10 protein-coding genes are annotated in these 13485 nt (G+C 47.2%); 7 read left to right on the top strand and 3 right to left on the bottom strand.

Annotation, left to right across the window (positions count from 1 at the left end; genetic code table 11):
* The first annotated feature begins 145 nt into the window (after positions 1–145).
* The 7 genes from ZMTM_RS01940 (at position 146) to ZMTM_RS01910 (ending at position 11102) form a co-directional block, all read left to right on the top strand.
* Entirely contained in the window at positions 146–3442 is a 3297-nt protein-coding gene (locus ZMTM_RS01940; protein WP_221764666.1) for a transglutaminase family protein, read from the top strand.
* A 160-nt stretch (positions 3443–3602) separates the two neighbouring features.
* Positions 3603–6212, top strand: coding sequence for a circularly permuted type 2 ATP-grasp protein (locus tag ZMTM_RS01935; RefSeq protein WP_221764665.1), 2610 nt, complete (start codon positions 3603–3605; stop codon positions 6210–6212).
* 15 nt (positions 6213–6227) lie between these two features.
* Entirely contained in the window at positions 6228–7109 is an 882-nt protein-coding gene (locus tag ZMTM_RS01930) for a transglutaminase family protein (protein WP_221764664.1), read from the top strand.
* Positions 7110–7252: 143 nt separating this feature from the next.
* Complete coding sequence (locus ZMTM_RS01925) at positions 7253–8167, top strand: prohibitin family protein (protein ID WP_221764663.1); 915 nt, start codon at positions 7253–7255, stop codon at positions 8165–8167.
* 82 nt (positions 8168–8249) lie between these two features.
* Positions 8250–8585, top strand: a complete 336-nt coding sequence (locus ZMTM_RS01920; protein ID WP_221764662.1) for a hypothetical protein — start codon at positions 8250–8252, stop codon at positions 8583–8585.
* Positions 8586–8819: 234 nt separating this feature from the next.
* Entirely contained in the window at positions 8820–10151 is a 1332-nt protein-coding gene (locus ZMTM_RS01915; protein WP_221764661.1) for a PQQ-dependent sugar dehydrogenase, read from the top strand.
* A gap of 93 nt (positions 10152–10244) precedes the next feature.
* Complete coding sequence (locus tag ZMTM_RS01910) at positions 10245–11102, top strand: SMP-30/gluconolactonase/LRE family protein (RefSeq protein ID WP_221764660.1); 858 nt, start codon at positions 10245–10247, stop codon at positions 11100–11102.
* Between the two features lie 97 nt (positions 11103–11199).
* Here the strand turns inward: ZMTM_RS01910 and ZMTM_RS01905 are convergent, their stop codons facing one another.
* The 3 genes from ZMTM_RS01905 to ZMTM_RS01895 are packed head-to-tail and all read right to left on the bottom strand — an operon-like array spanning position 11200 to position 13403.
* Entirely contained in the window at positions 11200–11937 is a 738-nt protein-coding gene (locus ZMTM_RS01905; protein ID WP_221764659.1) for a proteasome-type protease, read from the bottom strand.
* A gap of 21 nt (positions 11938–11958) precedes the next feature.
* Positions 11959–13191 (bottom strand): hypothetical protein, encoded by a 1233-nt coding sequence (locus ZMTM_RS01900; RefSeq protein ID WP_221764658.1) that lies wholly within the window; start codon positions 13189–13191, stop codon positions 11959–11961.
* A 44-nt stretch (positions 13192–13235) separates the two neighbouring features.
* Positions 13236–13403: a hypothetical protein gene (locus tag ZMTM_RS01895; RefSeq protein WP_221764657.1), complete on the bottom strand. Its 168-nt coding sequence runs from the start codon at positions 13401–13403 to the stop codon at positions 13236–13238.
* Positions 13404–13485 lie beyond the last annotated feature (82 nt).

Raw genomic sequence — 13485 nt, 5'->3', positions numbered from 1 at the left:
GCATAATTCAGGCATATATCTAGGTATGGCAAGTTCGGAATAAAACTTGCTGCATGTGCTGTATATCAAAGAGCTAGGCTAGAAAATACAGCCGCTAGCCCGCAAAAGACCTTGAGCAATACTCGCAAAATACTGAAGGAATGTTATGGCGATTCGTGTCGCGTTGCACCATAAAACCAGTTACCAGTTTGATCGCCTAGTCAGCCTCTCACCGCATGAAGTCAGGTTAAAGCCCGCAGCGCATGCGCGCACGCCGATATTGTCATACTCCCTTTCAGTCATTCCCGAAAAGCATTTTATTAACTGGCAGCAAGACCCTTACGGCAATTACATCGCACGCTTTGTATTCCCTGAAAAGGTGCGTGAGCTTGAATTCACGGTCGATCTGGTGGCAGACATGACTGTGATCAACCCGTTTGATTTTTTCGTTGAAAAATATGCCGAGACTTATCCGTTCAAATATACAGAACAACTCGAACATGAACTCAGCCCATATTTAAAGGCTGACCCGATTGGCCCCTTACTGCAAAACTGGCTGAATGCTGCAGAGCAGAAATTCGCCACCCAAAATCTTGGCATTGGTGATTTCCTAGTGGCACTTAACCAGATGGTTCAGGGCGATATCGGCTATCTGGTGCGCATGGAGCCCGGTGTACAAACGCCAGAAGAAACGCTGAACAACCGCACGGGCTCCTGCCGTGACAGCGCATGGCTATTGGTGCAGATCATGCGTCATTTTGGGTTGGCAGCGCGCTTCGTGTCTGGCTATTTGATCCAGTTAGCGGCTGACATCAAATCACTTGATGGTCCTAGCGGCACAGCGGTAGATTTCACTGATTTACATGCCTGGGCTGAGGTTTATATTCCAGGTGCAGGCTGGATAGGTCTGGATGCAACGTCAGGTCTAATGGCAGGTGAAGGCCATATTCCGCTGGCCTGTACCGCAACGCCTTCTTCTGCTGCGCCTGTCACGGGCATGACAGACCGAGCAGAGGTAATTTTCACCCATGAAATGTCAGTCACTCGCATTCATGAAGACCCTCGCGTTACCAAGCCATATACCGAAGAGGACTGGCTGAAAATCGATAAGCTAGGCCAGAAAGTAGATGTCGACCTCAAGAAACAAGACGTGCGTTTGACGCAAGGTGGCGAACCGACTTTTGTTTCGATTGACGACATGGAAGGTGCCGAGTGGAATGTAGCTGCGCACGGTGCCAAAAAACGCGAGATGGCAGGTGAGCTTTCACTCAAACTCAAACAGCATTTTGCGCCTGGTGGTTTGCTGCATTACGGGCAAGGCAAGTGGTACCCGGGCGAGCCGTTACCGCGCTGGGCCATCAATATCTACTGGCGTGTGGATGGCAAACCAATATGGCAGGATTTCTCGCTTTTTTCTGATGAAAAAATATCAGATAATTATACGGCTGAGCATGCCGAACAGTTCTCGGCAAAACTCGCCAGCAATTTAGGATTACCAACTGCTTGCCTGATTCCTGCTTATGAGGATGTATTGCAGCAATCGGTGATGGAATTACGTCTGCCAGAAAATGTGGATCCGCTCAAAGCGAATTTAAAAGATAGCGAAGAACGCCGCAGGCTGGCAAAACTGCTGGAGGTTGGCCTCAATGAAATTGTTGGCTACGTCATGCCTATCAAACCAGAGGAGACTCGCAAAAAGAATGTTAGCAACTGGCTCACAAGTAAGTGGCCACTTAAGCGTGAGCACCTGTATTTGCTGGCTGGTGATTCACCTATGGGCTTGCGGCTGCCGCTTGCCTCGCTCCCAGAGCTGCTACCTGAAGATATAGACCCTGCGTTCCCTGTAGACCCGTTTGCAGAGCTGGCGGAATTACCTGATGCCAGTGCGCTAGGCATAGTCGCCAAAAGAACACTCAAGGAAAAACCGTTACCGCGCGAAGTGGTGTTTACAGCACTTTGCGTTCAAGTGCGTGATGGTCGCCTGCATGTCTTTATGCCACCCGTTGTGCGCATTGAGGATTATCTGGCGCTGATTGCCACGGTTGAGCAAACTGCGGCTGAGCTCAACCTGAAATTATGGATTGAGGGCTACACCCCACCGCGCGATGCGCGCATCAAGGTGTTGAGCGTTACACCTGACCCGGGCGTGATTGAAGTGAATATCCACCCATCTAGCACTTGGCGTGAGCTGGTCGATAAAATGACCATCCTCTATGAAGAAGCCCGGCAAACACGACTCGGTACAGAGAAATTCATGCTGGATGGTCGCCATACTGGCACCGGTGGCGGCAATCATGCCACACTGGGCGGAGCAACCGCGGCGGATAGCCCGATGTTACGCCGCCCTGATGTGCTGAAAAGCCTGATTACTTATTGGCAGAACCACCCTGCGCTGTCTTACCTGTTTTCTGGCACGTTTATCGGCCCGACCAGCCAATCACCACGAGTAGATGAAGCGCGTGATGACAACCTCTATGAACTGGCAATTGCCTTTCAGCAAATGGATAAAGTGCTGCCAGATACCGCAGAAAGCGAACGGCCGTGGCTGGTTGATAGGTTGCTACGTAACCTACTCGTTGACCTGACCGGCAATACCCACCGCGCTGAATTCTCCATCGACAAATTGTATTCACCTGATGGTCCTACTGGACGGCTTGGCCTAGTTGAATTCCGTGCCTTCGAAATGCCACCGCATGCCCGCATGAGCTTGCTGCAGATGCTGCTACTGCGTGCACTCGTTGCACGTTTCTGGCATGAGCCATATCAAGGCAAGCTCATCCATTGGGGTACTGAGCTACATGACCGCTGGATGCTGCCGCACTTCATTGCGCAAGATATGGCTGATGTAGTTAAAGACTTAAACCGCTCGGGTTATAAATTTGAAAAACGTTGGTTTGACCCATTCATCGAATTCCGCTTTCCGCGCTACGGCACTGTGGCTTATGAAGGTGTGGAGCTTGAACTTAGGCAGGCGATTGAACCTTGGAATGTGCTGGGCGAAGAAATGGCGGGCGGCGGTACTGCGCGCTATGTAGATTCTTCTGTTGAACGCATGCAATTACGCGTGCGTGGACTTACTGATACGCGCCACATTGTCACCTGTAATGGCCGCCCGTTGCCACTACAGCCAACAGGTGTTGCTGGTGAATATGTGACAGGCGTGCGCTTCCGCGCATGGGATCCATGGTCTGCACTGCACCCCACTATCAAACCGCATACACCGCTGGTGTTTGACTTGGTCGATACCTGGAGTGGCCGCGCGATTGGTGGCTGTACTTATCATGTGTCACATCCTGGTGGCCGCAATTACGCGACCTTCCCCGTCAATGCACTAGAGGCTGAAGCACGCCGATTTACGCGCTTCTGGGGGCATGGTCATACACCAGGGCCAAGGCAAATTGAAGAAGAACAACGGAACCCCCGTTTTCCTTTTACGCTAGACCTGCGATGGCAAGATGTTTAATATAGGGCAATAAAGTTGCATATAGGTTAACTTTTTTAACCTATATGCACTTAACACTTCAGGCTTTGCCTGATAAATATAAAAGCTCATCTATAAATATAGCCAGAATTCTAAAGAGTTCATGGACTGAGCATTGAGGGTAGTAAAGGTGCGCTGAGGAATGTTGGAATCGATTTTGAATAGTTATCCAAGCCATCAAGACCGTCATGATGAATTGCTTGAGTCATCAGGCAAGCCACGCCCGCACTGGCAAGAGCTGATTAGCACGCTTGAGCAAGTGAGCCCTGCGCAAATGCGCGAGCGCGTAGAATCTATCCAACGCCAAGTACGTGAAAATGGTGTCACCTATAATGTGTATGCAGACACCAAAGGCTTGCAACGGCCTTGGGGACTTGATGTACTTCCATTTATCCTACCGCATGAAGAATGGGCGGGAATAGAAGCAGCTGTTATCCAGCGCGCTACCCTGCTCAACGCCTTACTCAACGATGTGTATAGCGACCAAAACCTGCTAAAAGAAGGCATTCTTCCACCAGCCCTGATTCATGGCCACGCTGGATTTTTGCGGCCGTGTCATGGCATTAAGTACCCAGATAATTATTCCCTACACACGTATGCCGTTGATCTGGCACGCTCGCCCGATGGCCGCTGGTGGGTAGTGGCAGACCGCACACAAGCACCCTCTGGCGCAGGTTATGCGCTGGAAAACCGCCTGATTATCTCTAGTGCATTCCCCGAGTTGTTCCGCGATCTCAACGTACAACGCCTGAGCGGATTTTTTGCCACCATGCGCGATAGCCTCGCCTATTGGGGTAGAGTCTGTGCCGCCAATCAGTCGCGCAGCAACCCAAAAATAAAAGCGCTGGGCGAAGGTGAGCAACCACTCACTGTACTGCTCACGCCAGGCCCTTACAACGAAACCTATCACGAGCAATCTTATCTTGCTGGTTATCTGGGTTTTCCACTGGTACAAGGTAATGATCTCACCGTGCGCAATGGGGTGGTCTGGCTTAAAACACTGTCTGGCCTCAAACCTGTGCACACCATATTGCGGCGTCTGGATGATGACTTCTGTGATCCACTAGAACTCAATTCCATCTCCGTACTAGGTATCGCAGGCCTGACGGAAGTGGCACGCCGCGGCAATGTGCTGATTGCCAATAGTCTGGGTTCTAACTTATTACAGACAGGCGCTTTGCTCGGCTTCCTACCTAGCCTATGCCGTCGTTTGCTTGGCGAATCGCTATTGATGCCATCCGTCGCCACATGGTGGTGTGGTGAGCCGCATGCGCTTGAAACGGTGATTGAAAATCTACACACCTTAGTCATCAAACCTGCATTCCCACAGATTAACGAACAACCTATTTTTGGTGAAGACCTGAACCATACTGAGCGCGATGCGCTCATTGCAAAACTCTGTGCCAACCCACAAAACTATGTGGCGCAAGAGCAGGTGAAAATCTCGCAGGCCCCAGTTTGGAACGCAGAAACTGGCAAAGATGAACCTGCACTTGGCTCACTCGCTGTAGGCCTGCGCGTTTACGCCTGTGCAACACCACAAGGCTATGTTGTCATGCCAGGCGGCTTAACCCGTGTTGCTAGTGGTCAAGATGAGCGCGTGATCACCATGCAAAATGGCGGCACCAGCAAAGATACCTGGGTAACAGCACCTTACGTGACTAGCTATCGCAGTCTGTTACGCAAGACTTCATCTAGCCGCGACTTGGTCAAAGGTAATGCCAACCTCTCCAGCCGCATGGTAGAAAACCTGTTCTGGTTTGGTCGCTATGCGGTGCGCAATCACCACTTCTCAAGATTGTTACGCACAGCGATTCATTGCTTTATGGAATTCACCACCGAGCATCGCGCAATGGAATGGCCAACGATACAGGGGCTTTGCAACTGGTATGGGCTGATGTCTGCGGATAATGAAGAAAATCCACGGATTAAATCTAGTGAAGCATTAGGCTCTTTAGCAGAACCCGAACTCAGTGATGAGCTAATCGAATCACTGCTGGTTTCTGGAATATTTTCATCCGATTCGCCTAGCTTGGCCAGCCATATTCAAGGCTTCCAAACCCTCGCATTTAACCTGCGCGAACGGCTCTCCAGTGATTGCTGGCGCAACATTAACCAGATGGCACAGCGTTTCACCGATAGCCCCGAATCAGCCACCCTCAGTGAGGGTCTGTTGATACTGGATGAAACCACGGCATCCCTCGTGACATTATCAGGCTTCACGCTGGATGGCATGACACGTGACCAAGGCTGGCGCTTCATGTCGATTGGCCGCCGTATCGAGCGTTTGCAGTTTTTGTGTACCCTGTTAAGCCGTGCATTGAAAATGCCTGCCGAAAGTAATCTGGACTGGGTACTAGAACTGACAGACAGCATTGTGACCTATCGTTATCGATACTCATCACAAGCCGAATGGTTGCCGATGCTGGATCTAATCCTGATGGATGAGAACAACCCGAATGCCATGGTATTCCAGCTCAAAGGCCTGATTAAATATCTCGCCCAAATCACTGCCACCTACGGCAGTGGCGGCGAAGGCCAGTTTATCGGTCGTTTAGCAGCATTGCGCCTGTTTGACCCTGATGTGGTGTTCCGCCAAGGTAATGCAGAACTGATTGCATGGCTGGATGAAACCTACAATGCCAGCATTGCGCTCTCTGACAGCCTCAGCCACCGTTTTTTCAGTTACTCTGGGCAACTGCAAGAGCTCTCGGCTCAAGAAATATCGCAGCAAGAGATATTCAATTTTTAGGCACAAATAACACCCATGCGTTATCGCGTTTTACACAACACCCACTACTATTATGAAGGCCCAGTGATGCTCTCGCAGCAATTGCTGCACATGTCACCGCGTGATTTTTATGCACAGACCTGCCTGACCCACACGCTTGAGATCACGCCACCGCCCAGTGAATCATTAAAAAAACATGACTACTTTGGCAATATCACTGATTATTTTGCCATGGCCACACCGCATCGCGAGCTCGCGGTTAATTCAAGCTTTGAAGTGCAGCTGATGCCACGGCTCAAGCTTGAAGATTTGCATCAAAGTCCCTCTTGGGAACCAGTTAGAGACAATTTGCGTATGTTGAATGGCCAAAACCAAGAGGCACAGACGTTTTTATTCGGCTCACCTTACGTGGCTTGCAGCGATGCGCTAGCCGACTATGCACGATTAAGCTTCACTCCCAACAAACCGCTACTGCAAGCCGCGTTTGACCTCACACAACGCATTTACAATGAGTTCGATTTTGACCCAGATGCTACACATATCGATACCCCGCTGAGCGAAGTATTAGAAAACAAACACGGCGTGTGCCAAGACTTTTCACACCTGATGATAGGCTGCCTGCGTAGCCTTGGATTATCTTGCCGCTATGTCAGTGGCTATATCCTGACTCATCGGGCTCCAGGGCAAGAAGATATGGTGGGCGCGGATGCTTCACACGCCTGGGTATCAGTTTACTGCCCGTTTTATGGGTGGATAGACTTCGACCCCACCAATAACTGCTTGGTGCAAAACGAGCATATCACCGTAGCCTGGGGCCGCGATTTCAGTGACGTATCCCCTATGCACGGCATAGTACTTGGAGGTGGCTCACATACACTGGATGTTGAGGTTTCGGTTATAAAGATCAGCAGTCAATAGCATTCATCTGTTCATTTGGGATTTCCCCAAAAATCCCACCAATTTTGATTCTTAATTTACAATCAATTTAATAAGTTAATAAAACCTATTATTGAGTTATTTATAAAACTACCAATTGAATTGTGGCAACAAAAGGGGAAATAATGAATCGATATTCTGATGGTAAAGGTGGCATAAACTTTTTAGCATTACTACGAGACGTAATCATTGTTGGTGCAATGCTGATTTTGTTCGCCTGGGTCAATCCATTTCAAACAGTGCCAACTGGTTCCAGGGGAGTTGTGACTCAATTCGGCGCAATAAAAGGTATAGAAGCAGAAGGCATGGTAATTCTACCGCCTTGGCAAAGCCTAACTATATTTAATATTCGTGCAGAAGAGGCTCAGGTAGATGAAGCAGATGGAAGCACAAGTGATACTCAACCCGTAAAAGTGAGTTTAACTGTGCGGTACAGCATTTCCCCCGATAAAGTATCAGAGGTCTATGAGAAGTACTCGCATGATGGCAATCTCAGCTCATACGTTCAAACAGCTACTCAAGAAGTATTTAAGGCAGTGACCGCAAAATATACTGCACCTGATTTGATTGCACAGCGCCAAACAGTTTCCAATGACATCAATGCAGCATTAAAGAAGAAATTAGAAATATACGGTGCAAATGTAATCAATATAGATATGCGCAATTTCTCTTTTGGTGAGAGCTATATGCAGGCAATTAACCAAAAAGTGACTCAAGAGCAGTTGCGCTTAGTTGCAGAGAACAAGCTGAAAACAGTAGAAGCTGAACAAAAGCAAAAAGTAGCCATCGCACAAGCCGAAGCTGATGCTACTCGCGCTCAAGCTGATGGAGAGGCCTATGCAAATCTAAAGATTGCTACAGCACAAGCCGATGCTCTCAAAGTTCAGAATGCTGCACTGGCTCAAAGTAAGGAAGTTCTTGAGTTACGCCGAATTGAAGTCGAGAAGATAAAGGCAGAAAAATGGGATGGAAAGTTACCTCAAAACATTTATGCATCTGCCCCAATTCCATTTCTGAATATTGGCGGTGGTTCTAAGTAAGAATGTCCGTATGGGTTGCTTTAAGATATTAAATTTGCATAAAGGCCGTAGTAACTAGAAATGCTATGAATCAAGGAATTATGTGCTAAAAAATATTAAATCTATTGTTATTTTCTTCGTTCTAGCTTGTTCAATTTTTTATATGTTTATGCAGTTGGGTCAATATGTAGGAAAGAAAAAATTAGAATCTCAGTATCCATTGGTTTCTTCATTGATTGGTGAACCTGCTACTTGGGATAGTAAAGAAAAAGAGTTGATGGCCTATTTACTTCCCAAATGTAAAGCAGAGAATGAGTCTGGCAATACCGAGCGCATGAAATCATGTTGGGAGGGTCGGGCTGCAGCCATACCAGATGGAGGGAACTCTGCAAAAACATTGAATGCTTTACTGGACAAGCAATTGCAAAATAAAAAATGATTGGCGTTTGAGTTAACTAGATAAATGCCTGCTTTAGATTGATAATTTGAACTCGAAGCGAGTTCTCTCGAGCATTTAAAAATGCTTCTAACCCACCATTAGTCAACTAGTTTCGTTTTAACCTACAGAATAACCATGTATTTACTTACATACAGTTTCTGAACATACCAGCATAATTTTCTTGAATTAACATAGTGGTATAGATGTCTATCAACCGCTAACAAAGGAAATCTTATGCGCATATCTCATTATGTATTGCCTAGTTTAATTGCAATGACGCTTGCCGCCTGTGGTGATAAAGCCACACTGCAGGTATCTGATGGTATTGGAGCAAAGCCCAATCTGCCACCTCCTAATAAATCGCTGATTACCACTGTAAACACAGCAAAAGCTGTGGGCTGGCTCGCCGGAGCCAAACCAACCGTTGCTAGCGGCTTGGCAGTGAATGATTTTGCTGAAGGGCTGGATCATCCACGATGGTTATACGAACTACCGAATGGAGATGTATTAGTTGCTGAAACCAATTCCCCACCCAAGCCAGAGGATGGTAAGGGGATTCGTGGATGGATTATGGGCAAAGTGATGGCGAATGCAGGCGCTGGTGTGGCCACAGCTAATCGCATCACCTTGCTACGTGATACGAATGGTGATGGCGTGGCCGATGAACGTAAGGTATTTCTACAGGGCCTTAATTCTCCCTTTGGTATGGCACTTATTGGTAATGACTTCTATGTGGCCAATACCGATGCTGTAGTACGCTTTCATTATGAAACAGGGCAAACTGAGATTACTGGCACTGGCACTAACGTAGTAGATTTACCGGGCGGTGCGATTAATCATCACTGGACTAAAAATATTATCGCAAATCAGGACGGTAGCAAGCTTTATGTCACCGTAGGCTCTAATAGTAATGTTGCAGAACGCGGCATGGATAACGAGTCAGGTAGAGCTGCGATTTGGGAAGTAGACCCTAAAACTGGTGAGCATAGAATTTTTGCTTCTGGTTTGCGCAACCCTAACGGTATGGCCTGGGAGCCATCCAGTGGCACACTTTGGACTGCAGTAAACGAAAGGGATGAAATTGGCAGTGATTTAGTGCCGGACTACATCACCTCTGTAAAAGATGGGGCATTCTATGGCTGGCCATACAGCTATTACGGGCAACATGTTGATAAGCGCGTAGACCCACAAAATCCAGATTTAGTCGCTAGTGCGATTGCCCCTGACTACGCCTTAGGGCCACACACAGCCTCTTTGGGCTTAGCATCATCCAAGGGCAACACCCTGCCAAATGAATATAAAACGGGGATGTTTATAGGCCAGCATGGGTCTTGGAATCGCAACCCGCGCAGTGGTTATAAGGTGATTTTCGTCCCATTTAATGGCGATAAACCGGCAGGTCAACCTGTAGACGTCTTAACTGATTTTCTTAACAGTAAAGGCGAAGCGCAAGGTAGGCCTGTTGGCGTCATGATTGATAAACAAGGTGCGTTGCTGGTTGCAGATGATGTCGGCAATAAAATCTGGCGTGTTACTGCAGAGAAACCACTGGTTAAAAGCAACTAAATGGCGATAAAACAGATAAGCTTAGACTAACTGGTTTAAATGATTTTTTTAATCAAGACAGTAAAACAATATAAAACGAACATTGGAGACTATATGAACTGGAAAAATCTATTATTGGCAGCAACCTTAGCCCCTATTATAAGTTCTGCATTTGCAGCCGATGCAGCGCTTAAAAAGATTGATGGCTTCAAGACGCCTGAGTCGGTACTCGTATTTAAAGATGGGCGTATGTTTGTCTCTGAGATCAACGGTTTCGGCAAAGATGGCGATGGCCAAATCAGCGAAATCACTAAAGACGGCAAGGTAAAGGTATTCGCCACAGGTCTGGATGACCCTAAAGGAATGGCACTGATTGGCAAGGATATTTACGTTGCCGACAAAACTCGAATCTTGAAAATCACGTCAGATGGCAAATGGTCAGTATTCACTGCCGCTGAAGAATTCCCAGTGATACCGCTTTTCCTGAATGATCTTGCATCAGATGACGAAGGCAATCTGTATGTCAGTGAAACAGGAGATACTGAAAAAGGCAGTGGTGGCGCTATTTACCGCATTAATCCTCAAGGCAAGGTGACGTTTACCCTCAATGCTAGCGATGACCCACGTGTGCTCGGCCCAAATGGCATTATTGTGAACGATGACGGCAAGAGCCTGCTGTATGTTGATTTCTTCTCAGGCGTCTTATATAGCGTGGACTTAAATACCAAAGCGCTTACCGAGCAAGCTGAAGGTTTTGGTGGTGGCGATGGTTTGGTACGCACAAAATCTGGCGTTATTTACGTGAGCGACTGGAAAAATGGCAAAGTGTTTGAAGTGCGCCATGGCAAGACAACTTTGATCAAGTCTGGGTTTAAAGCCTCAGCTGATATAGGACTTACTCCGGATGAAAAGTCTCTGTTAGTACCTGACATGAAGGCTGGTGAGCTTGTCTGGTTGCCGCTAAAGAAATAACCTGATTATTAAGAAATCGCTAATTTTTTCGTCATCTTCGTGCAAGCGGAGATGACGAATTAGAATAAATCAACAATCCCTTAAGTCAATATAGAAACTACTTATCAAACGTCCAAGTCGGGTTTGGCAAAGCACTAAAGACCTTCTTCAAACCATCAGACCAACCCTGACGGATAGTAGTGTAATACTCGTCCTTTTCTGTAATCCGCTGGCGCGAATCGGCATTGAAACTATCGGTGTGATACAGCATAAGGTCTATCGGTGCAGCGACTGACAAATTACTGCGGATAGTTGAATCAAACGAAATCAATACACATTTCACTGCATCCATCATATCGCTCTTGTGGTTCACTACGCGATCAATAATCGGCTTGCCGTATTTGGTTTCGCCAATCTGAAAGTATGGAGTTTCGTCACTACTCTCAATAAAATTACCTGCTGAGTAAATATGAAACAGCCTCGGCGCCTCGCCTTTGATTTGGCCTGAGAGCAGGATATTGGCGCTGAATTCTGAGTTCTGGTTCTTAAGGTGCGAGGCATCACGCTCAAATGCAGCACGGATTTCATCGCCCACCAATGTTGCAGCCTCAAACATGCTGGCAGCTGTTTCTAAAGTCTTGTCTGCGCCTGTGCGCACCGCCTCACGTAAGCGGTTAACTACCGATTGCGTGATAGCAAGGTTACCTGAAGTCAGCAGCGTAATGACTCTTTCGCCCGGCACTTCAAACACATGCATTTTGGGGAACACAGCAACTTGGTCAACCCCAGCATTGGTGCGGGTGTCAGAGGCAAGCACCAAACCTTCTGGCAATAATATGGCAACGCAATAGGTCATGATTTTTACTTTTTATATGAGCTAAACAGCATAGTTTAGCGATTCTTCATGCCCAGCGGCTTCTGTCAGCTTAGCCACGTTGTCTTGTGTGAAGAAACCGTCGAAATCGCCAAAACGTTGCACGTATTCAATAATGAGTGATGAGTGTTCTGAGGCATTCGAGAATATCTGCTTCAGGCCCTCTTCTTTCGAGCCAATCACATCCAACAAGAAACCCTGCCCCTGCTCAGAAATGGCATTAACTACAAACTCAATATTCTCTAATCCACCACTCTCGCCATCTTTGACCGCAATTGCCATGTGGTGCAGGCGCGGTCCGTAGTTACGCACAAAGGTCTCGGTTGGCGATGGCAATTTCTCTATATGGCTCACAAAATAAGGCGTGTTATTTGCCGTAAATACTTTGGCTGGGCTTTTTGACTCTGGTATCCCGTGGACACTTTTGGTGACATTGGTAGAGGAGTTCTGGTCAAAAATATTATAGGCACCCCAGAAGTGATAGCTGGTCAATGACAAATACTCCAAGATGGCCACTTCACGATTTTGGCTATAGACGCGGGTTGCCAAGTGATCAATCGGTAATAACAATTCGTCGATATGCAATTTTTTCTGCAGATTCTTCGAGGTTTCATAAGCGGCCTGCACTTCAGGGTTAATCACGCTCATGCCAAGCGCATAAACGCGCAATTCATTAGGCTTACGCTCAAGATAGCCAACAATATTATGGGTATAAGGTGAGGGCTTACTCACAGCAATATTGCCAGGGAACTCCATCTTGCGCACTTCATCTTGTGAGAAAAAACGGAATTCGCGCGCTTGCTGCAGTTTGACCACATCGTGCAAATTACTCACGCGGATGATCTCACCCATATAGCGGCTGTTCGGCTTTTTAGCACCTACCGGATACACCTCGTTCAATGAGCGGAAAATACCACGCAAATTCGGGTCTTTGACTTCACGCAACAAGATGTCAGGCGAGTTAAGATCGATACGCAAAATATGCGTCCAGTGCGATTCACTCTCCAAGGTTACCAGATAGTGATATGACGTCATCAGTGATAGTTCGGCGATGTACTGGATAGAATGCCCAGGATCGACCGTGATCATCAATGCATCAATCTCATGAATCAACGCCGTCAGGCCAAGTAGATCACGCTCTTTGAGAATATGTACCAGATATTCCTCAAAAAAAGCAGAGTTCTGTTTATCGCCATGGCGGGTAAAGCGTAATGAATCAATAGCGGTTGCGTTCATATTAGTTAACTTTTAATTACGTATATTTGGAGTTTGCGTCTGCGTTATTGCTGCTGTGCTTCTTCTATCTGACGTATTTTGGCTTTGCTACTAGGATACGCAGGTTGCACGCGCGTTTGTATTTGTTTTTCTGGCAGTGTATCCCTACTGTCGGGATGATGCACAGTCTTTTTTAGAGGTGAGTCAGGCGGATTTTTGGGCTTGCTGGTCATTACTTTGAATTCGCTTAAGCTATTTTCTATTCAGTATCAGCAATTGGTACTTAATAGTTAGTAATACCAGTCGCTGATACTA

It is taken from the genome of Methyloradius palustris (genome assembly GCF_019703875.1).
Classification (GTDB): domain Bacteria; phylum Pseudomonadota; class Gammaproteobacteria; order Burkholderiales; family Methylophilaceae; genus Methyloradius; species Methyloradius palustris.
This window is presented reverse-complemented; position numbering and strand designations above follow the sequence as displayed.